This is a genomic window from Paenibacillus litoralis, from assembly GCF_046244365.1.
Lineage (GTDB): Bacteria > Bacillota > Bacilli > Paenibacillales > NBRC-103111 > Paenibacillus_V.
On the sequence record NZ_CP176395.1, the window covers coordinates 1,435,143 to 1,461,611 of the forward strand.

20 protein-coding genes and 3 pseudogenes are annotated in these 26,469 nt (G+C 36.2%); 20 read left to right on the top strand and 3 right to left on the bottom strand.

Annotated features, from left to right (window positions below; translation table 11 throughout):
* Positions 1-54 precede the first annotated feature (54 nt).
* The 5 genes from ACKGJP_RS06075 to ACKGJP_RS06095 all read left to right on the top strand — a co-directional run bounded on the left by ACKGJP_RS06075 (position 55) and on the right by ACKGJP_RS06095 (position 9,173).
* On the top strand, positions 55-1,455 hold the full coding sequence (locus tag ACKGJP_RS06075; protein ID WP_409344787.1) for a hypothetical protein: 1,401 nt from the start codon (positions 55-57) through the stop codon (positions 1,453-1,455).
* Positions 1,421-4,813: a hypothetical protein gene (locus tag ACKGJP_RS06080; RefSeq protein ID WP_409344788.1), complete on the top strand. Its 3,393-nt coding sequence runs from the start codon at positions 1,421-1,423 to the stop codon at positions 4,811-4,813. The genes ACKGJP_RS06075 and ACKGJP_RS06080 overlap by 35 nt, the downstream gene beginning before the upstream one ends.
* Positions 4,791-6,605 (top strand): hypothetical protein, encoded by a 1,815-nt coding sequence (locus tag ACKGJP_RS06085; RefSeq protein WP_409344789.1) that lies wholly within the window; start codon positions 4,791-4,793, stop codon positions 6,603-6,605. Before ACKGJP_RS06080 ends, ACKGJP_RS06085 begins: the two co-directional genes overlap by 23 nt.
* A 1-nt stretch (position 6,606) precedes the next feature.
* The gene (locus ACKGJP_RS06090) at positions 6,607-8,229 is read left to right on the top strand and encodes a deoxyribonuclease IV (RefSeq protein ID WP_409344790.1); all 1,623 of its coding nucleotides are present in this window, start codon (positions 6,607-6,609) and stop codon (positions 8,227-8,229) included.
* Positions 8,230-8,303: 74 nt separating this feature from the next.
* Entirely contained in the window at positions 8,304-9,173 is an 870-nt protein-coding gene (locus tag ACKGJP_RS06095; protein WP_409344791.1) for a 5'-3' exonuclease H3TH domain-containing protein, read from the top strand.
* 264 nt (positions 9,174-9,437) lie between these two features.
* Here ACKGJP_RS06095 and ACKGJP_RS06100 read toward each other — a convergent pair whose 3' ends face one another.
* The 3 genes and pseudogenes from ACKGJP_RS06100 to ACKGJP_RS06110 all read right to left on the bottom strand — a co-directional run.
* A complete protein-coding gene (locus tag ACKGJP_RS06100) occupies positions 9,438-9,662 on the bottom strand; it encodes a DUF5348 domain-containing protein (protein ID WP_409344792.1) in 225 nt (74 codons plus the stop codon).
* On the bottom strand, positions 9,659-10,459 hold the full coding sequence (locus ACKGJP_RS06105; RefSeq protein ID WP_409344793.1) for an ExeA family protein: 801 nt from the start codon (positions 10,457-10,459) through the stop codon (positions 9,659-9,661). The genes ACKGJP_RS06100 and ACKGJP_RS06105 overlap by 4 nt, the downstream gene beginning before the upstream one ends.
* Positions 10,452-10,769: pseudogene (locus ACKGJP_RS06110) on the bottom strand (transposase); the annotation flags it as partial. The gene ACKGJP_RS06105 and the pseudogene ACKGJP_RS06110, both read right to left, overlap by 8 nt.
* 210 nt (positions 10,770-10,979) lie before the next feature.
* Between ACKGJP_RS06110 and istA the strand changes: the two are divergent.
* The 15 genes and pseudogenes from istA to ACKGJP_RS06185 all read left to right on the top strand — a co-directional run bounded on the left by istA (position 10,980) and on the right by ACKGJP_RS06185 (position 25,568).
* On the top strand, positions 10,980-11,864 hold the full coding sequence (gene istA, locus ACKGJP_RS06115; protein WP_409347086.1) for an IS21 family transposase: 885 nt from the start codon (positions 10,980-10,982) through the stop codon (positions 11,862-11,864).
* Positions 11,815-12,581: pseudogene (locus ACKGJP_RS06120) on the top strand (transposase); the annotation flags it as partial. The gene istA and the pseudogene ACKGJP_RS06120, both read left to right, overlap by 50 nt.
* A gap of 579 nt (positions 12,582-13,160) precedes the next feature.
* A pseudogene (locus ACKGJP_RS06125) lies at positions 13,161-13,265 on the top strand (IS3 family transposase); the annotation flags it as partial.
* 1,142 nt (positions 13,266-14,407) lie between these two features.
* A complete protein-coding gene (locus tag ACKGJP_RS06130; protein ID WP_409344794.1) occupies positions 14,408-14,683 on the top strand; it encodes a PqqD family protein in 276 nt (91 codons plus the stop codon).
* A gap of 98 nt (positions 14,684-14,781) precedes the next feature.
* Positions 14,782-15,108, top strand: coding sequence for a lasso peptide biosynthesis B2 protein (locus ACKGJP_RS06135; RefSeq protein WP_409344795.1), 327 nt, complete (start codon positions 14,782-14,784; stop codon positions 15,106-15,108).
* Positions 15,105-16,910, top strand: a complete 1,806-nt coding sequence (locus ACKGJP_RS06140; RefSeq protein ID WP_409344796.1) for an asparagine synthetase B family protein — start codon at positions 15,105-15,107, stop codon at positions 16,908-16,910. Before ACKGJP_RS06135 ends, ACKGJP_RS06140 begins: the two co-directional genes overlap by 4 nt.
* A 69-nt stretch (positions 16,911-16,979) precedes the next feature.
* Positions 16,980-17,204 carry a hypothetical protein gene (locus ACKGJP_RS06145; protein ID WP_409344797.1) on the top strand — a complete coding sequence of 75 codons (225 nt, stop codon included), beginning with the start codon at positions 16,980-16,982 and terminating at the stop codon, positions 17,202-17,204.
* Between the two features lie 52 nt (positions 17,205-17,256).
* Positions 17,257-17,484 carry a hypothetical protein gene (locus ACKGJP_RS06150; protein ID WP_409344798.1) on the top strand — a complete coding sequence of 76 codons (228 nt, stop codon included), beginning with the start codon at positions 17,257-17,259 and terminating at the stop codon, positions 17,482-17,484.
* 442 nt (positions 17,485-17,926) lie between these two features.
* Positions 17,927-18,382, top strand: a complete 456-nt coding sequence (locus tag ACKGJP_RS06155) for a hypothetical protein (RefSeq protein WP_409344799.1) — start codon at positions 17,927-17,929, stop codon at positions 18,380-18,382.
* A complete protein-coding gene (locus ACKGJP_RS06160; RefSeq protein WP_409344800.1) occupies positions 18,379-18,783 on the top strand; it encodes a MauE/DoxX family redox-associated membrane protein in 405 nt (134 codons plus the stop codon). Before ACKGJP_RS06155 ends, ACKGJP_RS06160 begins: the two co-directional genes overlap by 4 nt.
* An 18-nt stretch (positions 18,784-18,801) precedes the next feature.
* Positions 18,802-19,311, top strand: coding sequence for a MauE/DoxX family redox-associated membrane protein (locus ACKGJP_RS06165; RefSeq protein ID WP_409344801.1), 510 nt, complete (start codon positions 18,802-18,804; stop codon positions 19,309-19,311).
* A gap of 23 nt (positions 19,312-19,334) precedes the next feature.
* Positions 19,335-19,904 (top strand): TlpA family protein disulfide reductase, encoded by a 570-nt coding sequence (locus tag ACKGJP_RS06170; RefSeq protein ID WP_409344802.1) that lies wholly within the window; start codon positions 19,335-19,337, stop codon positions 19,902-19,904.
* Positions 19,894-21,714 carry an ABC transporter ATP-binding protein gene (locus ACKGJP_RS06175; protein WP_409344803.1) on the top strand — a complete coding sequence of 607 codons (1,821 nt, stop codon included), beginning with the start codon at positions 19,894-19,896 and terminating at the stop codon, positions 21,712-21,714. The genes ACKGJP_RS06170 and ACKGJP_RS06175 overlap by 11 nt, the downstream gene beginning before the upstream one ends.
* 457 nt (positions 21,715-22,171) lie before the next feature.
* Positions 22,172-22,945, top strand: coding sequence for an ABC transporter ATP-binding protein (locus ACKGJP_RS06180; RefSeq protein WP_409344804.1), 774 nt, complete (start codon positions 22,172-22,174; stop codon positions 22,943-22,945).
* Positions 22,938-25,568, top strand: coding sequence for an FtsX-like permease family protein (locus ACKGJP_RS06185; protein WP_409344805.1), 2,631 nt, complete (start codon positions 22,938-22,940; stop codon positions 25,566-25,568). Before ACKGJP_RS06180 ends, ACKGJP_RS06185 begins: the two co-directional genes overlap by 8 nt.
* The last annotated feature ends 901 nt before the right edge of the window (positions 25,569-26,469 follow it).

Genomic DNA, 26,469 nt, shown 5'->3' on the forward strand with positions numbered 1-26,469 from the left:
TTTATGTAAATTGAGTTCCTTTTTTATTTACTCAAAAAAGGACGTGATGATCATTTGTTAATTGAAAGTGATAATAAGTTATTTCAACCGATTACAAATGTTCACTACAAAAAAGACCAGAAAAGATACAATTATAGATTTGTGTTAAGCGAAATTAATAATGATACTGATAAATATCCACATCACTCAGATGGCTTTTTAATTGAATTGAAACACTTAAAAACAGGCTATTGTGAATATCACCCTATTTCAGATTTCTTATATGAGGATACTAAGAGAGGGCTTAAACCTGGAACATTGAGGCAGTATGGTCTCGTTGCTGAAAGTTTTCTAAACCATGTATTTATTGATTATGCAGATCACTACCAATTGAATTCCCTAAATGAACTTAGATTTGAACATGCGACTTCATTCTTAAATTACTTATTATTCATTAAGAAGAGAAAAAAGAGTGAAAAGTTAGCTTCAAATCAAGTTGACTCAATTATAAAAAAGAAACAGAGACTAATTAATTTTATACATTATCTTGCAAGAAATTATGAGTTGAAATATATCTCCCTAGACAAATTTACAGTTGAATATAACCAATATGGTATCCAGTATATATTAGCTCCAGTAAAACCTGAAATTGCTAGTGCAAAGGAAGCGATGAGTAAGCCGGGAAGTTATGCCAAGGTGCTGCATGGACTCCCATTCGATAAAATACCACTATTTTTGCGAGATACAATTAAAAGAAAGCCTGAACTAGCTCTTGCTGTGTACTGTGGGATTTTTGGAGGAGTTAGGTTAGGTGAACTTTGCAATACTAGACATCAAGATATCGTTAAATCATTTGGTGATCCATATGGGAAAGCCGGATTTACGATGGATTTATTTAATAAACCATCTATGTATGGGCCAAAGGGGAATATTATTAATCAAGGAAAAGTTAAAAAGCCGCGAGAGCAAAGAGTATTCAATATTAATGGGATGTTAGAATTTTTATATATAAGGCATCTTAAATTATTAACAAAGTGGTATCCAGATGGCAAAATTGATAATTCACATGCTTTGTTTATAAATCAACACGGTAAACCGTTCAATGCCAACACGTTAACAAAAGCTTTTAATGAAGTAAAAGAATATTTTATAAATATTAGACTTCGTTTAAGTGCCGATGAAAGTGATATACAACTTGCTTCTAATCTTGAAAGAAGCAAGTGGGCTTTCCATATTACACGTGGAATGTTCTCAAATATTGTGGCTCGATCGTCTGCGAATCCACTTGATCTAATGTTTGCACGAGGTGATTCATCACTATTATCATGTTTGCCATATATTCAAGGTTCGGGAGTCACGACCGAGAAAATCGAGAATACGTTAAATAGAATCGATCAAAAGTTTATTAAGCTTGGTAGTTTTAAAGTTTTGGAGGGTGGTGATGGTTATGTTAATTCCTTTGAAGGAACTTTCTAAGAAAATTAAGTACATTGACCAAACTATAAAAAAATGGGTCATAGACGAAAGCCTTAGCCCATTTTATATACTATTTAAAGTGTCATTCATCAAAATAGAAAATGAATATTATATAAATGAATCATCTGTAAATGAATTAAATAAGTGGTTGAATGAACATTATACATCAAAAGAAGCCATGGCTAGGCTCAATGTAAGCCAGTTTACTTTAGGGACTGAAAGGTTTGCTAAACACAAATTCTTTTTACTAGGTGTTAACTACTATCCGAAAGTTTTGATAGATCCAATAGCGGAATATGAAACAAAGATTAGAGACGAGTGGGTAAGCGCAAATCAAATAATAAAAATGCTGGGGCATGGTAGCCAAAAATATTTCGAAGAGAATGACAAAGTACAAATTGGTATTAACGTTTATTACAACCCGAATGCTGTTGAGCGAGTTACATCTAAGTATTTCCCTTATATTGATGACGAGTACGTTGAGATTTCTGAAGCGGCTGTTGAGTTAGGAATAAGTACGTATAGAATTAGGTCCATAATGCGTTCAGAGAGCTTAGATTTTAAAGTGCAATCAAAAACAAAACATTTTATTGATAAAGCAACTTTATTACTAGTCAGTAAACAAATAATTGATCGAGATTTATTCATAAACCAGCAAGAATTAACAAACTATTTAGGAATACCAACAACTCAAATTAGATATTTAGTTAGCATCCATGTATTAGAGCAACATCAGATACACACTGGGACTGAAGTACTATATCACAGGAAAGAGATTGACGATTTAAAAGCAAAGCATTTTTATAATACAGAAAAATGGATGAATATATATGATTTTTGTAAGAGTACAAAACTACATTTTGCACCTGTTTACAGCTATATATTAAAATATTTAGATAACACACAATATGAAGAGAATACAATTTATAAGCTAGTAATCGAGTGTGAAGTCGCGAAAAAGTTAAGTTTAGAACTTACTTTTGACGCAAATGCATATTTCACACTAAAAGAAGCTTTACAGTTTAGCGGATTTCGTAGAATTGTAATGGGTACTTTAATTAGGGAAGAGAAAGTATCTGCTACGCCAAACATAAAATATGAATATTTGGTTTTAAAGAGCTCACTAGAAGCAGTGATTGAAAAGTATAATTATTTTAAGAAGAATGGCTACTCAATTGATGACATTACTTCGTTACTTGGTTTTGGTAGGAAAAGAGTATTGAATCTTATTCATTCCAATGAATTTGGGGAAATTTATTATAATTTCAACAATTCTTATGAATTAATACTAGAAAAATCTAAAGTAGATGAATATCTTATTAATTTACAACGAATTAAAGATGAGTATTATAAACAGAATGAGATTAAGGAATTATTTGGTCCGTTTGTTGCGAAGCAATTAGAAAAAAAGTTGTATGGTAACAGTGACCTAACCGTAGTTGAACAATTACCCGGCGAAGAGGCAATGTCAAAATTATACCTAAAAAGTGGGATTCATGATTACATTAAGAATTTGTGGGGGGACCCATATCTCCGAATCAGCACTAATGATCGATATAAAATCAAAACAGCGAGTGATGTGTTTAATTTATCGATATCAGAGGTAAAAGTTGAAGAAAATGTAAAAAGAACTATTAACTTATACCAAAGTTTTTTTGATGAAATGAATTCTAATTCACTAAATAAAGATTGGAGATCACTAGCTCGGCAGTATGCTATTTTATTTCTAAAGTTATTTAAACAAGATTATATCGGGACCAGAGAGGTTGATATTCTTCCTTTAAAGAAAAACTTATCCGATTACATTAGCCACGAAGTTGACCTATTAATTGGTGTATTGAATAATGGCGATATAATTATTTTTAAGCAATTTCTGGATTATTGTGCAAATCAAGATGGTTTCAAATGTGATTACAAAGAATCAAGTTGGTCAGTTATTCATGTGAAAGATAAAAGCCCAGTGGTGAAGATATTACTTCCGGAGTATTACTTGGAGTTAATGAGGTTTGCGATAGAAATGAATAAGCAAAAACATAAAGTGAATGCTATTTCCGATAGTAATTATGCAAGTCACTGGCTATTTTTACTTCTTCATTTCAATGTTGGATGGAGAAAAGGCGATATGCTGAATCTTTTTGCTCCAGACATAAGTAATCTCATAGGAAATGGAGAACAAGTAACCTTTGAGTATTTAAGCTCTAATACCTTAACGTATGCACAGGCTTTACGTATACAAAAACAGTTCCACTACACTGATATGAGAGCACATAAATCACTGAATAGTTCAAGCAAAGGAAACGAGCTTGTCTTTAGTGCTAGACGTTCAAATTTAATATCATTGATTACGGCAATCGTGATATGTAGGCTTCACATGCTTGCAACTGGTAGGGATAAATTAATTAGTTATTCAAATAGGTCGAATGGAGAAATCACATTAGATTCTTTTAGAAAATTTCTGCAACCTGTTCTTTCTAATAAAAGTAATGATGAAATTAAATTAGTAAATTCTACATCAATTACCAATACCTTTTTGACCCACTTGATATATGATAACGGCAATAGTTCATCATCAGACACATCACTTATTTTAGCTCAATCTGCAAGAGCTCATACTCTTAAGGGCAACACAATGATAATGCACTATATTGCACATCTAAAGGATGGTCCATGGCACAAGTTAGTTGTTAGTTTGTGTGAACATGAGTTCTTTGGCGGAAACAAATTGAAAATTTTAGAAATTATGTGCACCCTTAATGGGAATAGGGATCAACTTACATATACTGAGAGAAGTGAAATGCTAGAATTGATGAAACCAATCTTTCCTCGGGTAAGAGATGTTGAAGACTTTGCGGGTTTACTTACGAGTAATTTTTCTCAGGATCATAGTATCGCCGTGAAAATTATTAACAAAGAGATAAACGAGATAGATAAGGATGACTTTACAAGTGTTGTTGTGAAGTTAATCAAAGGAGAAATGCCAGCAAAAATTCGTGATGCCCAGTGTTTGGCAGGTGGTTGTCATCGATGTCCCTTTTCAAATTCTCAAGATTGTAAATCATGTGAATTCGTTATTCCTAGTAATATGATTCTAATAAGTTTAGGTCAAGAACTCAACGAGAGAGCATATAGAATGGCAACAACGACAAGTCTAGGAAGAATCCAAAAAGAAAATATATGGATTTCTAGAATAACGAAATTAATAGGTGAAGCAATGGATGAATTTGGTGAAGAAGCGATTATAGCCTTGATACCGGATTATGATTTCATTATTGAAAAGTTAAAGTTGGCTACAATGAATATGAAAACTTTACAAATAGAAGAGGGGTTAAAAGAAAATGAAAGGACTAGTAGAAAGTGAAAAAATAAAAGACTTCGGTCCTAACAAGGTGTTGGCAAAGTATACTACACGTATTTTTTATGTTAATGATCAACAGTTTTATCGAGAACTTTTTAATCGTAAAGATATTAAATGTAATTTAGTGGATGGGGAATATAAATTAGATTTATGGATTTATCTAAGTATCGATGGAGTGAGGAGAAAAAACAGGAAATATGATTTTAGTAATATAAAGGATGGCCTACTTAAACAAGCATTAAAGGCCTTCACACTTATTCTACTGACTTCCAATAAGCATACATATACCAATAAAAAATTTGTGAAGATCAAGAACTTTTTAGAAAAACAAAGTATAATTAACGAGAAAAATATTGGAAATATTTTTAAAAAGTATTTATTATTTGACCCAGAGACAGGGAAAACAAGATCTGACAATACGCAATATGAGATTGCAATTGCCTGGATAGAGTTCTTAAATTTTGCTCAATTAGAGAATGAATTAAGCGATATTTTAAGTATATCTAAACACATTGTTGAGACTGATTTGCGAAATAAAAACATCAGAAAGCTTCCTAAGTATACAGATGTACTGATATTCGATGAAGCAATTAGGAGACATCGGAAAGTTTGTGATCAGAAATCTGATCTAGGTGATGATGATCATTTAATTCTGTTTTATCCTCTTTTTCTTTGGTGGAGAATAAGTAATATCATTCCAATGAGATCAACTGAGTTCTTGCAACTTAAAAGAAACTGTCTTGATAGGATTGATGGCACAGATGTTCTTCAAATAGAACGAGAAAAAGATCCGAATGAAGTTATTACTCAAATACCTGTCGAGAGTAAGATCCCTATTTCAAATGAATTGGCGAACGACATCGAAAGATATATTAATTTAACAAATTCACTTCATAATCAAAGCGTTAATCAACTCTGTTCTTACTTGAACTATTACCATATTATGAGAAAGTATGGCTTCTGCCGAGTACATAGAAAAACTGTGAATATTGATGAATTAATGTTTAATGATGCCCATATGGCAAAGTTATTTGATGTCTTTTACAAATTAATTGAAGAAGAATATAAAGATTTATTAATACCAGAAATAGAAGATGGTAAATTGCGCTATTTGCCGCTTGATAGGCTTACACTTGGCGACACAAGGCATTTCACCATATACCAACTACGAATGAAGGGGCTTTCAGCACTTACCATTGCAAGACTTGCTGGTCATACTAAAATTGAAACTCAAGAGAAATATTTGCAACACAGTGAGTGGTTCGCTCAATCAGAAGTAAAGGTACTTGAGGAGAGGCTTTTTATGGCCCTAGCGTATATAGAACAGAATATGGATATAAACTTTACTGATTGGTTGGAGTTTGAGGATGGAAAAGCCATCGAAATTAGTTTGAGAAGGAGCAATACCACTAATATTGAGGAATTGCCGGTTGTTGATGAGCTGTGTGGTGTGAAAATAAGATGTCTTGATGACCCTAAAAGCTGTCGTTTTGGAGGGGAGTGCTGCAAATGTACATTCTCTTATGTTTTATATGAAGACTGGAATGATGAAATTCGGCGTTACTTTATTAATAATTCCAATGATTTAAAGAAAAGAATGTTAGAAGTTATCGATTCTTTGCAAATGTTAGCAAAATCAATGAAATTTGATTTTAAAAATTTGACTAGCAAAAGTCCTTGGGAGGAAGCCAGGTTAAAACAGCTTGTACATGAAAAGAAAGCCTTACAGTTTCAACAAGCCGTAATAAATGCTAAATTGCGAAAGTACTCACAATTCATTGAGTTGGAGAATTGATATGACACATAGCAAAAAAATGGATCAACAAGAAATATTGAATTTTTTTCTGGAGTTCAAAAGAACAATACCGTTAAAAATAAACCCTCATATTTTTACAAAATGGCTGTTTGATAAACACCAAATTAAAATTGATCGCAAAACAGTTGTTTCGAAATTACAAAGTGAATTTTCAAATGAAAAAAAGTCGTTTGAGCCCAAAGATTCAAATGAAAGCAATACTAATGTAGAAGTTAGAAATGTTTTATCTCTAATTGAAGAGAATATTAATAAGCCAGAAGAGTTAAGGAAAATAGGAAATCAGCTTCAGCATAGTAATGAATTGCACTATAAAGTTGCAAAGGAGAAGTTAAGTTTAGAGCAAGATAATAAAATCCTTCGAAAGCAATTGGATGAATTAAGAGATACGGTAATGAAGGATAAGAAGCTAATTTCTAAGCTTAATGACAGTGTTGAGGAATATCGCTTAGCATATCAGCAATTGATAGCATTATCTACTAATCCCATTTATTTTGATGCGAAAGAAAATATAGTTAGAATACTAAAAGCCTCTGCTACAGATTTTTATCCTCCGCAATTAAAAGTCATTGAAACGGCTTCTGACAGAAGAGTGGTTCAATCTGACGATAAAAAAATAACAAGTATTGAAAAACTTATTAGTCGAACAAATCGGAATGGAAGTAAAGAAGTCTTAAGTCCTTCTCAAAAAAGTACTTTTAAAAATAACCTTCTCATTGGTGGCGCTTTCGATCAAAAAAACTTGCTTATCAATGCAAAAACATGTCTCAATAATGAATTAGAAGCTGCAATGATTTATTTAAATATTGATTTCATTCGAGGTTTCTCAAGCAAATATCTTAGACAGATCGAATTACTTGATGGTTTCCAATTCATATCAGAGAACTTCAGTGAAAATTTTGAGATTATTTTACACGGTATTATTCATCCATTTAACTTGGCAAATTTGGGTAATAAAGGAATAATAGACGCATCAATAAAAGTACTTAGAAAACAAATCGAGATTGCAGAAGGATACTATTCTGCAAAACAACTCGTTATTCACCCTGGTAGTTATATTAATCTTGGTGAACAGGAAAAAGGTATAAAACGTCTAATAAAGTCATTAAATGAAGTTATAATGCCATCTCAATCAATTACTATCAGTATTGAAATGATGGCAGGCCGCGGTACTGAGCTTGGAAGATCTTTTGATGAAATTGCAAAGATACTTGATGGTGTCGTTAATAATGATAAGTTAAGTGTTTGTTTGGATACCTGTCATCTGTGGGATGCAGGGTACGATATAAAGAATGATTTAAATCAAACATTAACATCTTTTGATAAAATTATTGGAATGGATAAAGTAAAAGTTCTTCACATAAATGATTCAAAGAATAACATTGGCAGTAGAGTAGACAGGCATGCCAATATTGGCGCTGGTTTTATTGGACATAAGGCATTGCATGAATTTTGCAAGCTTGCTAACTTTTCAAAAATACCTAAAATATTAGAAACACCAATGATTGGTACAGACATTGGTTTTAGAAAGGAAAAAGATATCCTGGTGAGTGGAGATTTACCAGAATTTTGGCTGGAAAGTATTGATAAAGGAATTTTGGTATAATACTATTCCAAAAAATATAAAGGTCTGTTATGTTTAGAGTTGTATGTTAATTAATAAATATTATGGAGTGTAAAATGGATAATCAAAATCGTACATTGATTGTAGACGGAATGGCCTTGCTGTTTAGAGCATATTATGCACAATCATTTGGAGGAAGTATACGGAGAACGAGTAGCGGTATCCCCACAAATGCGATTTTTGGTTTCATACACTATTTATTCGATGCAATTAGAGAATTTAAACCTACTCATCTTCTATGCTGCTGGGATTTAGGTAGTTCAACTTTTAGAACAGAAATGTTTGCATCTTATAAAGCTAATAGAGCAGATGCACCAGAAGACTTGATTCCACAGTTTTCTCTTATTAAAGATGTCGTGGATTCGCTAGGAATTCAAAATTTTGGACTCTTGGGTTATGAAGCAGATGATTGTATAGGTACGCTAGCTAATCAAATTAGTTCGGAAACAGAAGTGTTTATTTTAACCGGTGATCACGATATGCTTCAACTAATTACGGATAGAATTTCGGTTATCATCATGAAGAAAGGTAAGTCCAATTATCAGGTCTATACACCTGATGCGTTATGGGAAGAGAAGGAGTTAAATCCTTCTCAAATTATTGACCTTAAGGCATTTATGGGGGACACATCTGATAATTACCCTGGAGTTCGAGGAATTGGCGAAAAAACAGCCCAAAAACTAATAAAAGAATATGGTTCTGTTCAAGGTGTAATAGATAATATCGAACAACTCTCGGTAAATATTAAAACAAAGATTGAAAATGATTTGGACATGCTTTACTTATCGAAAGACTTAGCAACAATTAAAGTGGATGTGCCTATCCAATGTGTATTTGAAAATTGTCATTGGAAGATTAATAAGAGCTCAGCACTTCAAAAATTTGAAGAACTTGAATTCGGTAGTTTAGTAAAATTGATAGGTTAGATTGTAAATAGGGATAAAAAAACCACGAATGTGAATTAATTAACTTTCGTGGTTTTTTTGATATTCAAAAAACGTAACTACTTAGGTCCACGGTCTGGCGCTTAGAAGGAAAAATGACCACGCATGAATAAGTTAATGCCAATTGAGCCATCGTGTTACTGACGCTTCAAATCGTCCAGCAACTGACGACGTCTTTTGTCCAATTGTTGACGGAGATGCTGACCAAAACGGGAAGCGAATTTGTTCTTTCGCTTCCCGTTTCCGTTACATTTCAACCTCGTAGGTATCCCTCTTACGCAAGATGAATCTTGCTCCTCTCGTCACCACATACCAATCGTGATCCAGCTCCATTCGGCAAGGAACCCCCATATCCCCCAGGCGCATCTCGAACCATTCACCGCAATGAAGACCATACGTTTGGCCTCCCAGATGAACGACCCACCGTTCCCCTTCCCGATCATACGTCATTTTTGACCATTTATGCTTCATGGCAGTTCACCTTGGATGACGTGCTTCACCATGTGATCGTCAATAATCCGGCGTTTATGCTGCGCGCCATAGATTAAACTGTGGGTACAAACCTTGTTAATCAGCCGCGCTGAGCCGCTGGAGAAGCGGTAAACTTCATCGACAGCTCCGTCAGAAAAAATGTCATGCTGCGTGCCGGCATACGCCAAATGCCGTTTCACGTATTCTCCGGTTTGAGCCCGGTCATAATGTAGCAGTTTGCATTGTAGATCGATTCGCTGACGGATCGCCGCGTAAGCTTGTAGACGAAGCCGTTCCCAGAGTTCGCTTTGTCCGACCAGGATCAGTGCCATGGGACTTTGCGCATCCATTTTGAAGTTCAGGAGGAACCGCACCTCTTCGAGCATTTCCCGATCCAGCAAGTGGGCTTCGTCCACGACAACAACCGGCAGCAGACGATGAATACCGCGCATGAGTTCAATCTCCCGGTGCAATTGCCGCTTGGCGTCGCCGCGGTAGAACTTCGACTCGCACCCGAGTTGCTCGAGCATCCCTTTGTAAAAGTGGCGAGGCGTTAACTTGGAATCCGACAAATACAAGATTTTGTACTTCGCTGCATCAAGCGCCGACGTAAACCGGCGAATGGTCGTCGTTTTTCCAGTTCCGCAATCGCCGGTGATGACGGCAAAGAGTTGACGTTCCGCAGCGTACTCAAGTCTTCCCAGCGTTTCCTCCAGCATGACCGACGGGTAGAGCTCCTCGGTGGGAATATCCCGCGAAAAAGGGGTTCGGCTGAGCTCGTAAAACGACTCAAACATCGCGGTTCCCCTCTTTCCGAACCGTTCGGTAGGACACGGCGGGAGCCTGCTGTTCATAACGATGCTTTTCATGACGCTTGGCTCCGCGCAGAAGACGCGAGGTGTCCGCCGGTTCTTTCTGCATGTGATCCGGCAGCGACGGGCGCTTTCCGGATCGTTCCCCGATGACTAGCTCGCGGGCCTTCCAAGGCGTGTGTCCCTCGGATTCGATCGTTACTTCCGTGATGTCTGCAGGGTCATAGACCACCTGAACGGTTCGCCCGATGAACAGGATGCCGACCTCATATTTTTTGCCCATAAAGCTGATGCATCCGGCTTTTGAATATTTTAATGCTAGAGAGCCACTGAGTTAATCGTTGAGAGCCACCGTGTTAAAAAATAGAGCCACGATGTTAATTTCGAGAGCCACCCCTGTTTCTATTCGCTAGAATGGAGAGATGTGCCGCTGGAAGCAGCGCACAAATACACAGTGGGAGGTCACAGAATGACCAAGTATCGAGAAATCATCAGGCTAAGCAGCATGGGCTTAAGCCAGCGAAGCATTGCATCTAGTTGCCAGTGTTCGCGAAACACCGTATCAGAGGTGTTGACCCGTGCAAACCAGAAGGAGATTACATGGCCGCTACCAGAAGACTTGCTGGAAGCGGACTTGCAGCTTCTGCTATTCCACGAAAAAGCGCAAGCCTCATCGCATTCAAGGAAGCTACCGGATTGCGAGCATATTCATCGTGAGTTAGCCAAGAGTGGTGTTACCCTTAGCCTGCTTTGGAGCGAATATTGCGAAGTGTGCCGCTTAAATCAGGAGATCCCCTTAAAGTACACCCAATACTGCAATTACTACCGAAAGTATGCTGCCGTTACTAAGGCGACGATGCACATTCAAAGAAAACCAGGTGATCAATTGGAGGTCGACTGGGCCGGTCAGACGGCTCAGATTGTAGATAAGGACACCGGAGAAATCCTTCCTGTCTACGTTTTCGTTGCCGCTTTATCGAGTACCCAGTATGCCTATGTGGAAGGCTTCCTCTCCCAGAATCAAGAGTGCTGGATCGCTGCCCATGTGAACGCATTTAACCACTTCGGCGGAGTCCCCAAAGTCTTAGTGCCAGATAACCTCAAAACGGGTGTGGATAAGGCTTCTTGGTACTCGCCCGTGATCAACAAAACGTACCATGATATGGCAGAGCACCACGGAACTGCCGTTGTACCTGCTCGCGTTCGCAAGCCGAAGGATAAGCCGACTGTAGAAGGAATTGTGGGTAACATCTCAACCTGGATTATCGCCGCGTTACGGAACCAAACCTTCTTCACGCTTTCTGAATTGAACGTAGCCATATCGGACAAGCTGAATAGTTTTAATAGCCTCTACGAAGTCGCAGATCAATGGCATCACAGAGGGAATTGACAAACGCACCATCGGCTATAAGCGCCGCGAAGAAGCGTTACTCCCGGCTCCGCAAGTGATTGCGTCCGTGCCATTGCCGCTGGTGTCTCAGCCTCTTATGCCTTAATGGACAGTTGGTTTACCCATGCCCCGCTCATTAAGGAAATCCTGAATCGTGGACTTCATGTCATCGGCATGATTAAAAATGACAACAAGCGATACCTCGTGAACGGAAGTCAGCTATCCCTGAAAGAGCTGTATTTCGCGGCTCCGCGAGTAGAAGGAAAGAACACCAACATCCTTCGATCGATCCGGACAGAGTTGGTTCCAGGTATCCCTGTCCTCGTGGTGTTTATTCGGCATCGTACGAAAAAGAATGAATGGCTGGCCATTCTCTCAACAGACCTGACCTTAACGGTCGAGAAAGTCATCCAGATCTACTCCACGCGTTGGGACATCGAGGTTTTCTTTAAGTGCGCGAAATCCTTGTTGCGCTTGCAAAAGGAGTTTCAAGGGCTCTCGTATGACTTGCTCGTTAGCCATACGACGATTGTATTTTCCAGGTACATTCTGCTTGCGTGGCAGCATCGGCAAAGCACCGATCAGCGCACACTTGGCGGTTTGTTTTATTTGTTATGCGATGAGGTCAGCACCTTGGACTGGGTGGTAGCCTTAAATCAACTTTTCGATTTAATCAATGAAGTAGCCACAAAGGCAAACAGGAAGTTCTCAAAACTAGGACTGTAACTCCCTCTGTTTCAGTAGCTCCTGGTATTTCGGGCTGGTGCTATGACTCCCCTAATCCGAATGAATGAAAGCATCCTCGTGCGCCTCTGACCTCTTGGTCCATGAGTGCGTCAATCGTGTCAGTACCACTAGCCAGAGAGAGCCGATTGGACAGATGACAGAATATCGCCTGTCGAGACATCCTGTATGGTCGACAAATAATTCATCTCTGTTCGGCCATATGAGAGATAGGTGATATCCGTAAGTAACGCGAGCCCAATCAGTTTACTTTATTGGCCACTTTTCTTTTTGGGCTAAAGAAGAAATCGTCTTCTTTAGCCCAGTTTTGATGGTACAGTCCATTTGGCTCGGTTCACCTAAAAAGTAATCGATTATAAAACAATTTCTTCGATTGCATGACTTACATATTTTTATAATTAGTTTTAATAACTCAAACTTCGCAGCTTGAAATAGGCAGATAAGCCTTAAGATAACTGGGCAAACCTGCGATCCATTGTTGGAGTTGACTTTTAACCATGTTCAGACGCGGGAACGGTTGGGCCCCCCCCCCCCCCCCAAGAATCGTTTTTCGACCACATGAAGGACCACGTAAATAATGGCTGTTTTACATCTTTGCATGAGCTACAACGTGAGAAAAACCGCTACATCCATTATTACTACAACAACCACAGGTAGGTATCAATGGGGATTACAAAGAGGCCCCTTGTTCAATACAGGAATCATCTTTCGTCGGCCGTCTAGATGTTCATTAGCACTCTTTTTTTAAGTGTCCTTGACAAAGGAGCCAGTTCAATTTGTGCCACTGTCCGAACGACTTTTTTCTATTATCTCAAAATGGGTATGTAGAAGTAGCCATCGGTGCCTCGCCTTCACACTTCAAACCCGAACTCTCCTGTTAAAAACGAATATGTGTGTCAAATCCGCGATTGAATTTGGTCTGGCTAGCCTCTTGACTAGTTCAAGATACGCGGGAAACGAAGCTGCGATTTAGTCACCATAGTCCATGGTACCGCATTTATATGTGCAGTCCGTCTTAAAGGTAGATCCGATAAAGGACTGGGCTAAAAAGCTCCCCAAAATGAGCAAGTATGTTTACACCTAATCATTTCCACTAGACAATGATTTTTCATAGAATCAGGAGCACGTGATGTATTCAAACATGCGCTTCCAAGCTTGTCCGCTCGTCGTAAGCTTCCTTCTTCAGAACGCTATGGAACATTCGATATACAAATTTGTCGTAATGACAGTCTTTGGCTTTCTTAGCTACCTGCAATGACACGGAACAGGGGCTGCGAACCTCCCTTGTCTATGAGGATTTTGAATAGGTTGGTTCACTTCTTGAAAAACAACCTGAAGCAAGAACATTGGAAGTGCATCCAGCCTTCTCGAGAGGCCGGGTACCGTTGATGGATATCAAACCAGTAACTGTTTCTGTAATTCTTTTTCAGAGACGAAGGTGTTCCTCAATTTCTTTAGGGTTGAGATGCTGGGACAACTGCATTGATTTTATATAAGAGTGGAGGAATATGGAATGTGGTCGGCAGCGTCCCTGGCATTACAAGGAGCTACCTGAGTGATGTTGTAGGGATTAGATCTCATCAGGTTGAAAAATGATTGTTTTTTGTGAATGTAACAGTCGTAACTAATACCAAAATTATGCTGTCATTATATATTACTAGGTTAAATGCTATTAATAAATAATATAGTTAATAATATACAATAAATATATATTGTAGAAAATAATTGTTTACAAAATGAGTTATTATGGTATATATTCTATTTTGTTATATATTTTACATATTAAGTATAAATAAGGGGTGGTTAATATAAAAAAGGATTACTTAGTTTCTTCTTTTGCTAGATCTTCAATCGATCAAGGTGAGTTCATCATACTCAATATGAAAACTGGTAAATTCTTTGGCTTAGATTCTGTTGGTTCAGATATGTGGAGACTCCTTGAATTAAAGTTTGGTACACAAAAAATAATAGAACAATTGAAGTTAGAATATGATGTACCTGAAGAAACGCTCAATAAAGATATTATGGAATTATTCTTAAAAATGGAAAAAGAGGAGCTAATTTATAGAGTATGATATATTCAGCAAAATGGTCTTTTCAGTTTATAAGAGTGTACTTATCTCTCATATATTTTGATATTATGCTACGAAAAAAAGGTTTCGAATGGTTATTTATGAAGTATACAAAAATCTATAGTAAAAATAATGATGTCACTATTTCTCCAAACAATAATCAGGATGTAATTAAACTATTAATCCTAATAGATAAGATCTGTACAATGTATCCTTTTGAAGCGCAATGCTTACATCGATCATTTTTAGGTTACAGGTATATTAGAAAACAGTTTGGGATACCGGTGGACTTGGTAATTGGAGTTAGAAAGTTTCCGTTCTATGCACATGCATGGTTAAAACTACGAGATAAAAATGTTAATGAATCAGATGAATTTACGAGAGATTTAATAGTAATTTTGTCTTCATCTGAAGGAGAGAAGCGATGAAGTGTTTTATTTGTACCTTTAATTTAAATGGACAAAAAATGGAAACGCATGATTTAAAAAAAATGGAAAATTCGGTTGAGTATGCTGGCACATACTCATTGAAGGTAGATAGTTTTATGGATGAAAACGGAGGGATGGTTGTCTCTTCTCCAAGTCATTTTAATGAAACTACAAAAATATATAAAATTAACAGTTTATGTATAGTTGGTGATATTCGAATTGACAATAGATATGATGTTGTTGAAGTTTTTAAGCTAACCGAATATTGGAAAGTTAAAAGTGATGAAATGATATTTCTACATCTATATGATTTGTATGGAAAAACTTTTCTTTCAAAAATAGTTGGTGAGTATTCATTTGTGATCTGGGATTCAAATCAACAGCATATATTTGCTGCGCGCGATCAAATGGGAATAAAAACACTTTACTGGATTAAAAATAATGATGAAGTTTGTATTGCTAGTGATATAGCCTTATTAAAGGATAAGTTCTCACCATATAATATAAACAAAGAATACTTTTATGAATATTATCTTTGCAATGGCTCCATCGATTCTTTTATTACTCCTTTCAAACAGGTTAATCGGCTGCCAAGTGCAAATTGGATGACAGTAAAAAACGGTGAATTGAAAGTAGAACAGTACTGGGATATTACAGAGAATAATTCAGAAATCTCTTATCCTACAGAGCGACAATATGAAGAACAATTTCTACAACTATTAGAAAAGTCCGTTGAATGTCGACTAGACAAGTCGAGTGAGAATGCGGTGTTAATGAGTGGAGGTTTAGATTCGACTTCTGTATATGCAATAGCTAACTCTCTTCTAAAGAAGAACTATAGCAAGGCAACAGTTTATCCTGTTTGTGGTATTTTTGATAAATACTTAGAGTGTGATGAAAGGGAATATATTACCCCTATTCTTAAGATGCATAATCAAGAAGCTGTCTATCATATTTGTGATGAAAATATTTCTTTCAGAGATTTTCCAGACGATTCACCATGGAGTTACGAACCGTTTGTAAATTCTGCTACATTTGCATTTACAAATTCATTAATTCATAGAGCTAAAATCAGTGGTGCAACTAATATATTAACAGGGTATGGAGGGGATCATGTACTTGGAGGAACCGAATTGGTAATTGCGGATCTTGTTGGGAAATATAGTATAGTGGAGGCGTTAAGACATTCAGCGGATTTTGCAAAAAAATGTAGGTTTTCTGCACTTCATATTTTTTGGAATAGAGGGCTAGCACCGCATTTCAAGCGAGGATTTTACAAAGAAATTATACAAAACCGTAATCAGGAATTTATTCATAAGCTCGATCAAGTGGAATCATTTAATCAAAAGGAATTTATTAGGCAAATTATTGGGACAAGAGCAAGGTTGTATACAGAAAGAGTTATAGCCCCTATTGATGGCGTGAATATACAAAATCCATTTCTTGATCGGAGACTAGTTGAGTATTTATTCCGTATTCCAGGATGGACGCGTTGGGTAGGAGGGAGAACAAAATATATTCTTAGAAAAGCCATGGTGGATTACCTTCCTCCTGAGGTTCTATGGCGAGTCAATAAAACGCGTCATGTACCTCTTACATATAAAGGGATTCAAGATGGTTGGGCTAATTTATATTCAGTGCTAAAAAAAGGAAGAGTTACTGAGTTTGGTTGGATCAATAAAGATGACTGGTTAGATCTATTGCATCGATGGCGTCAAGGCCAAGAGATAAGAGATGACACATATCTATTGGCCGCAATTGAAATATGGTTATACCGTTTGGAGAATCATCTGAATAAATGAAATATCTGTGAAATATCTAATGATGATTATAATTTTGTGTACCTGAGAGAGAAAACCTGGAGGATTAAAATGAAAAAATATGAAGCGCCAATTATTATTGAATATGGAAAGTCAAAGGATCTTATTAAAGGTAACTGTAGTTGGGGAGCAGAAAATTGGACACTAGATTTGACTGATTGGTATCACTATGACTGGTATCATTGTTATATGAATAATTGTGTTGTAGACACTCTTTGTGTTCCATTGGGTCACGGAAATGAAGACACTTGTGCAGTTCATAATGACTGTAATTAAGACTACATCTTCTGGTTAACTGTGAATCAATTATGAAAAGGAGGTGAGAAAAATGAAACAATATGCGACTCCACAATTGGTTGAATATGGTGCGTCAAAAAGCCTCATTAAAGGAAACTGTAATTGGGGTAACGAAAATTTCGCTCTGGATAAATCTGGATACTGGCAGTATGATTGGTATTATTGCTATTTTAAGAATATGTGCCACGTCACGACATTATGTGTTCCACTTGGAGGTGGAAATAATGATGAGTGTTCTGTAGATAGTGACTGCAAATAGTTTAGGAAGGAAGGTTTAGTCAAATGAAAAAGTACATGTCGCCAAAGTTAGTCCAATACGGAAGTTCAAAAGATTTAATTAAGGGAAATTGCAGCTGGGGAACTGAAAACGTTTCATTTGATAAAACTGGGTATTACGAGTATCTCGCTTGGACTTGTATTCCGGGTTACCAAATATGTGATGTACTAGATCATTGCGCTGCTAGCAGGCCAGCCGATGAGTGTGTCGAATACCGGATAGATTGCGTATAGCTTAACTTGTTTTAGATTACAACTAAAACTAAAACTAAAACTAAAACTAAAACTCTCTCTCATGTACACAGTTATTCAATAGCACTTCTTTATTTGGCGGTATAGGATATATACCACCAAATATGAGGGGTGCTTTAATTGTGATTTGCATAGTTGTATTCATACGAAATTACTTGAAGGAAGGCAAATAAATGATCTTCGGTCTGATTATTATTATATCATTAATAGTTAGTTGTATATTATATAACAACCTTAGAAATGAGGTTAGTGAACAGATTAACTTTATAGATAAATTAACGAGTGGTAACGAAGTGAGGAATCGCCTTAGAGAAGCATATACCGGTTATATAATGTGTTTGGATGTAACACATCAACCGAAAACAAGAAAAGAAGTGAAAGATATAATAAGTTTCATGTCATCTATTGAACAAAATTTTTTAGTTTTCGATGGATCCTCAGCATTTCTCGATGATCCTCAATTGGTAGTTGATTTAAAAACTCAAACGCTACCATCGATTATTGCTCTAAAGAATGGTGTAATTATACAACAACCAATAACCCTATCTTACCATTCATTAAGCAATTCACAAATAGTAGATAAAGTTAAAAATTTTGTGGGTTCTACTATAAGAGAGGTTTCAATATGAATATGATTTGGATAAATTGGCTTCTTAGTGCGTTTGTATTTTTAATTTACTATAAAAGTGGTGTTTTAAAACTTAGAAATCCATATGCTTTTGTTCAAATAGTAAACGACTATAAAATATTAAAGTGGAATAAAGTGATATTCGTTGCTCCATTACTTTCGGTAATTGAAGTTTTAGTTGCCTTTTGGATTATAGTGCCACAAACGAGGCTGTTTGGTGTTTTTTTTGGTAGTATATTACAAATCATTTTCATTGGAGTACTTTATAAAAATCTTGGAAGGAAATTTGTTCGAGGTTGTGGTTGTTTTGAGTTGAATGTTCCAAAAGAAATCAAAGTTAAAAACTTATTATTGAATTTCTCATTATTGATCCTTTTAGGAATAATCTTTATAACAAAATAACAAGACGGGAGGGTTTGAATGATTTATTTAGGCTTAATTATGAAATTAACTGTTGCTATTACACTATTGTTTTCGGGGATTGCAAAGACTCTGGATATTAAAACCTCTGCAAGAATTTCTGCTGCAGTTGATATTTTACCTAGAAAGCTAGGATATATATTCGGGTTATTGTTACCAATTATTGAAATTTTACTGGGAATCGCTTTATTGATTGAATTCAAAGTACCATTAGTTTTAAGTCTTGTATTTATAACTTTTGTAGTATTTTTTATTGTAAATCTGAAAATTATGATTAATGGTACGGACTTAGGATGTAACTGCTATGGTAAGGTGCTCTCTGGGAAGATGGGCAAAGGTGGATTGTTTAATAGTATAGTTTTAATATTTTATTGCTTTCTTATTATAATGTTGCCCAATATGAGTATGTCGGACTTTCTATCAGTAGCTACTAGTTTCGAGTCATTTTCAATAGTTTTACCTGTAGTAGGGCTGTTTGTAACGAGTTTGTTGACTAGGGCCATAGATTGAAAATATAAACATGAGGTGATTGGATGTTTTTGGAAGCTAGTCAGATTTCTATTTGGATTATCATCGCAATACAAACTACTTTGATTATAATTTTGATTCGGCAATTAAAACAAACACATCTAAAGAGCATTGGTATTGCACCTGGCTTATCTTTACCGAATTTTGAAGTAAGATCTTTACAAAAAGATAGTAATATCAAGTTAAGCGATATTATAAACATAAACACGACTACAATGTTATGTGTAGTTAGTCCTGGTTGTAAATTCTGCAAAGAGATAATTCCTGAATTGGATAGAGTAGTAGAAATGTACCCGCTGTTTAAAGTTAATATACTCGTGGTAAGTGAAGTTGAAAAAGCTCAAAATATGATCAAAGACTCCCTATCAAAAATATCATCTTATTCAATATCACAAGACATTGCTGTGAACAAAATGAAAATTACATCATTTCCATTCGGTATGCTTGTAGATGATAGGGGGGTCATATTGCGTCGGGAAATTGTAAAAAAGGAAAATATTACAAATTGGTTAATTGATGTTCCTCAATATGCAGAATCTCTTTCAAAAAAAAGGAGCAGAGTTATTGAATACTAAAGATCATAAACAAAATTCATCATTTGCTCTTACTTTACGTAATATATGGAAAATGACGCGAATTATATGGGAGGAACGACCGTTTGTTGCAACGTTTTGGTCGTTAATTTTATTATTATCTACAGGGGTCCCTTCTCTGCAAATTTGGTTGCAAAAATTAATGATAGATTCCATTAATGTTATGAATCAAAATGAGTCGATTTTGTTAAAAGTGATACTATTGGTATCCGCGACTTACCTCCTCAATTTACTTATGATGATAATCAATGTGTTCGAAACATTTTTGGTTTCTCTTATTAATCTTGATGTGAACTATAGATTGAAAAGGGCTATTATTGAAAAATCATTAGAACTTCCACTTACTTATTTTGATCAATCTAGTTTTTATGATCGAGTCCAACTAGCGTTAGAATCAGTTAATCGTAATGGTGTTGAAATAGTTCAGAATGTTTTTAATCTAGTAAGAATTATTATTTCTATTGGATCAATATTTCTTATACTTACATATACTCATTGGACTCTGCCTGTTGTACTTGTATTTTCTGCAGTTCCTGGGGTAGTGTTGCTTTTAATATTTAAGAAAAATAAATATAGAAAAACTGTTGAGACAACACCACTAGGAAGAGAGATGGATTACACATTTAGATTACTAGTAAGACGTGATTCTGCAAAGGAAATCAGGATATTCAATCTAGGTAAGCATTTATTAGAGAAATGGAGAGATCTTTTTTTTCAGGTAAGACACATACAATTAAGACAATCAATTGTAGAAGGTGTTATTGGTGCAACAGGTAACTTGTTTCTTACAATTGCTTCTCTTTCTGTTGCATTAGTTTTAGTCTGGCAAATTAACGCTGGTAAATTAACATTAGGTGATTATGTTGCACTAACCGGAGCGGTTATTACTGTTCAGGGTTTTATCGGTAGCTTTGGAATGACATTAGGTCAAATTTATGAAAAAAGCCTTTACTTAAATAACCTCGATCATTTCTTAAATAAAATTGAAGTTAAAATAGAAAACGGTGGTGAGAGTCCTTTTCCTAAAGGTAATTACTCAAAAATATACATTAATAACCTAACTTTCTCATACCCTGGCCAGGATAGAATTATTCTTGATAATATCTCCCTCGAAATAAAAAAAGGGGAGCGAATTGCAATAGTAGGGGAGAATGGTGCGGGGAAAACGACATTTGTGAATTGTTTGTTAGGTTTGTATCCTACAAATTTAGGACAGATTGTTATTGGCGATACTGCACTAAATAATATTGACAAAAAATCATATCGAGAACATGTGGTTGTTGTGTTTCAGGATTTTGTAAAGTACTTGTATGGTATTAGGGAAAACGTGGGTTTTGGTAATGTAAGTGAGTTAAACAATGATATGAAGATATATTCATCTTTAGAAAAAGCAGGATTGAAAGATGCACTAAGTTTTTTTAAAAATGGAATTGATACCAATCTGGGACTGGAACTTAAGGGAGGGCATGAATTATCCGGAGGTCAATGGCAAAGAATGGCGATAGCTAGGGCGTTTATGAGAGAGGCAGATATTGTAATTCTAGATGAACCTACATCTTCACTTGATCCTTTAGCGGAGTTGGACATTTTTTCTCGATTTCTTGAATTATCGACTGGGAGAACAACAATTATGGTATCACATCGTTTAGGCCCGGCAAGACTTGCAGATAAGATTTTAGTGTTGAAAAATGGAAAGTTAATAGAGAAAGGCAATCATGATGAATTAATGGGTATACATGGTGAATATCGGAATATGTTTCAATCACAGGCAGAATGGTATCAAGCAAAATAATCCTGAATCCGTGAAAGATGTCGCTGGGTTGGTAGGCAAGAAATTTATAGATAGGAATGGCCTGAAGAATGAACCGATGTCAGCGGCTGAGAGTTTAGAAGGGTGGCGCAAACCAGAACTTCACAATTTAGAAATCGTAGCTTCGATTCCCTAGCATTTTGAACCAAACGGGGGCAGCCATATGAGATTCTCAATCACGGTTCGTCCTCGCCAGCGCCTTTGCCTTCGTTTTCGCGGGGTCATCCGACTAGCACCAAATCATTGGTCGTAAACTTGCCTGACGGCAAGCGCTCCAGATTCAAATCCGGATTGAGATCAGCTATGAAAATATTCGCCTTGCGAGGGTGCATACGTTAGTGTCGTCCAATAGATCTCTGCTTCCACGATTGATGTAAGAAGCTACTGTAATTAGTTTTAAGGATTCAGGATATTGATATGGTAAATAAGGGAGAAATATATGGAGACAATACTAAATATACGGTCACTTGAAAAGGTTTTTGGTATTAATGAAACGAAAGTAGCTGCACTAAAATCTATTGATTTTGCTCTTAAAAATAATGAATTTGTAATCATTATGGGACCTAGTGGTTCGGGAAAGTCAACCCTTCTGCATATTATTGGAGGAATGGAGGAACCGACATCCGGAGAAATATATGTTAAGGGAATAAAAATCGATAATTTATCCAAAGAACCTGATGCGACATTTTATCGTAGAAACAATGTAGGCTTTGTATTTCAATCTTTTAACTTGCTTTCTGCTTTATCTTCAGAGGAAAATGTTGGACTTCCTCTTATTTTATCAGGAAAAAGTAAACGTGAAGTGACACAATCAGTTGAAGAAATTTTAAAACTTGTTGGATTATATGATCGACGAAAACACCGTCCAAGCGAACTTTCAGGTGGCCAACAGCAAAGAATAGCAATTGCAAGAGCACTAATTAGTAGGCCTAAAATATTATTAGCAGATGAACCAACAGGAAATCTTGATACTAAGACTACAACCGATATACTCAAACTTTTAATTTCGATGCGTAATAAATTAAATCAATCAATAATTCTCGTTACACATGACCCTATGGTTGCAGCTTATGCTGATCGTGTTGTGTTTTTACGAGATGGAGTTGTAGCAGGTGAATTAGTAAACGACCGATCAAAGGATTTAGCGGAAAATACTCAAATAATACTCGAACAACTTCGTAGGATGTCGGGAGAGGATTTCAACTATGTCTAGTTTGTTGGGAATAACAGTGAAAACCTTGTGGAAGAAAAAGACAAGGACTCTCTTTTCTATTTGTGCATTCACTTTGGGAATTGCTTTGCTCTGTAGCATGTTGATCTTGCAGGAAGTAATGGATAAATCAATAAAGTATCAGATACATAAAAAATATGGCGATACAGATTTAATGGTTGGGTATCGTCAAAGTATTGATAATATAGAATCAGTCAGAAATCCAAAAGCGCTTGATAATATTGCTATACAAAAGATAAAAGAAACGAAAGGGATATTGGAAACAGGGTTGGCATTAGCCAGTCCAGAACAATATAAAAAAAAAGAACAATCATCAGTTAATCTTACCGGAATTCATTACGTTGGTGTAGACAATAGTGAATTAACAAAGTCTATTTATAGTTTTTCTAATTCATTAAGTAGTGATGAGGTTGTACTTTCGGCAAAACTTGCAGAACGTTTACACGCAAAGTTATTTGATTTTGTGGAAATTCCCTTTAGAAACGGGGACAGTTACAACTGGAGAGTATCTGAAATAATTCCCGATAAACAAGGTTTACAAATCGCTTCACCTGAAATTGCTTTGTTTCATTTGGAGACTCTTCAACATTTACTTGAACTTGAGAGTTCGGTCAATCAAGTTATGATAAAGCTAGCTCCCAATATTGATAAAAATAAAATTGCCTATCAATTGACAGCTAGACTAGGGGATGACCTGAGTATCGATCTATTGGATAGTATGGACAAAGAAATAGATAACGCTGCTAGTTTCCAAATTTTTGGATATTGCATGGCGATAATAACATTAGCAACAAGTATCGTATTAGTTCTTAGTAATATTAATAATTCTCTTCATGAAAGAATAATTGAGCTGGCTACAATTAGAACAGTCGGAGGGAGTAAAGGACAACTACAAAGATTAGTTATATATGAGGCATTAGTTCTGGGGTTAATGGGGAGTGTAAGTGGCGTTCTACTCGGTGTTTTCCTAGGTCAAGAACTTTCAAGATTTATTTCCAGAATGTTAAATTTTGAAATGATTATTTTGTCAACCAACTGGTATAAGATATTATCAATAGCATTACTGGGTTTCTTTTTTTTGATTATAATGTCTTTATTTATTGCAGCCAAGACTTTACGAATATCACCCTTAGAGGCCTTTAAAGGTGTACCATCTGTTGATTTGCAGCATGATGGCAAACAGATTATCATGCCATCGATTTGTTTTGGTTTTGGGGTTGTGATATTTATATGCAGTTATTTGTTTAGTACGGATACTGCTGGATTTCTTCGGGTGCTATTTAGTGTATGCGGAGGAGGATTAATAATATTTAGTATATTCAAAGGGAATTTCTTTATAGTAAAGCCATTTTTATCTTTACTTTCCATGATGATGAATAAATATGGGTATAGAGAGACAGTAATTGTGATAAATAATCTAATCTCGGAAAGGAAAAAAAGTTCACTGATAATTACAGTAATAGCTCTTGGGCTAACGCTTTTTGTTCCAATCTCAACACTATTAAATTCTGTGAAAAATGAAATGCAAAAAAATATTGATGAAAAATATGTAACAGAATTCGTTATTTCTAGTTCAAAATTAAATCGTTCAACTCTACCAATTGAACTGATTGAAAATATTGAGCAGATAAATGGTGTGAAAACAGCAATTCCAATGAATCTTTCATATCAACTCAGGCTTAGTAATTATGATTTTAGTCGTAGTGAGAAAAGTTGGATAGAGAGAAATAGTCAAACTGATAGAAACTCAAAATATCAAAAACGGGAATTATTAAATTACGTATTAACAGACCTGAAAAAGCTTAGAGACCTAAACTTAATTCCTGACTTCTCGATTTCTCAGGAAAAGGTCATTGTTATTACAAAACAATACTCGATTGATTTAGGAGTGAAGACAGGGGATCAGATAGAGGTAGATACAGGTTTAGAGAAAACGCTATTGACTATAGGAACAGTTGTTGAAAAGTTACCTGGTTACCCAATTGGAGATCGAATTATTTTAGCTGATTTTAATAATCTAATTCTACAGAATCCGGTTAATCTAACTAACCCTAGGTTGCCTGTTGAAAAAGGAAAAGCAGAAATGTTTTTAGTTAAAATAGATAAACAGCACCGAGACGAAGTCGTAAATGGATTGGAAAAACTGCAACAAAAATATCCAGAAATAAGGTGGGGGGACAAACAAACTTCAGAGATGGAGTTGAGTCGTGACTACTACCAGCGCATAGGTATATTATACGCAGTTATTGGTGTTATACTACTGATTGGTATAATGGGGATGACGAATACACTAAGTTCAAGTATATACTCAAGAAGAAGAGAATATGCAATCCTAAGAGCTATTCATCTGACACCAAAGCAAATGCTAAAAATTGTGATGATACAGAGTCTAGTTTTTTCATTAGTGGCCGTTTTTTTAGGATTGCTGACAGGGTATGTATTGGCATTCTCATTCATACATGCCCTTGAAGCCGACTTTGTTACTCCATGGAGAGGGCAAATCATAAGTATAGTATTGATTTTAGCTTTTTCTCTTATCGTGTCATTACCTATGGGAATAAAATTATCGCGAATGTCGATATCCAAAGCATTAGCATTTGAATAAGTATTTTTAAACTGATGCCTTAAGTGTCAGTGCTCACGTACTTTGTCGGTGAGAGAATCGCCGTTAATGGCGTGAGAATTTGTGCGTCAGGCACCTCACGCCGATCACTCTCAGCTGGCGGAAAACGGTAAGTTAACCTGCCGTCCCTCGTCGCCGTTCCATGTCCGTAAGCACAAGCCAATATGCATAAACATGAAGTATTACCTCCTTGAATTTGGTATTCTTAAAAACAAATTCCTTACTCACCCGTATGGTAGATCTGATAGTGCTCTCCCAGGTGTCATCTGGAATAGACATTTCAGCTTGCAAAGCAGCCTGCTCCTAAAGGTAGTGGAGCCACATCGCTTCTTCTGCTTCCTCTTGGAATTGACGCTGAGCCTCCCAATCGACTTCATCCCAAACAGAATGCTCAGGAGAAGGACTGGAATCACGACGACTAAACAGAGCGGACACAGCGAGTAGAACGTGTCTGATAAGACTGAGTACGATTTGGAACATGCTAGCCCCTCATTTCCTCATAATTGGTATTTCGGCATGTGTCGGAACAATCTGAATAAGCGATAAGAACACAAAAACCGATCCCCATAAAAATCAATGGAATCGGTTCACAATTCATATCACTATTTCATTCGTCCTACGCGGCAGCGTGCCTAGATTCTTACGATGGAACACCCTAAAGGTGCTCTTACCTCCTTTCTTTGATTTTGGGATATGGTAGGTGCAAAATGCAAAAAAGCACCTTTCCCAATGAATGACTGCCAGAAGGCATAAATCACCACAAAAAAAGTTGTGTGTGGTGTCATTCACTCGGAAAAGTGCTTTGTTTACGGAACGGTTCTATGGCGCGTGCGAGAACCTGAAAGATATCAATGATTTACTCCAATATCGTACCATAGCATTC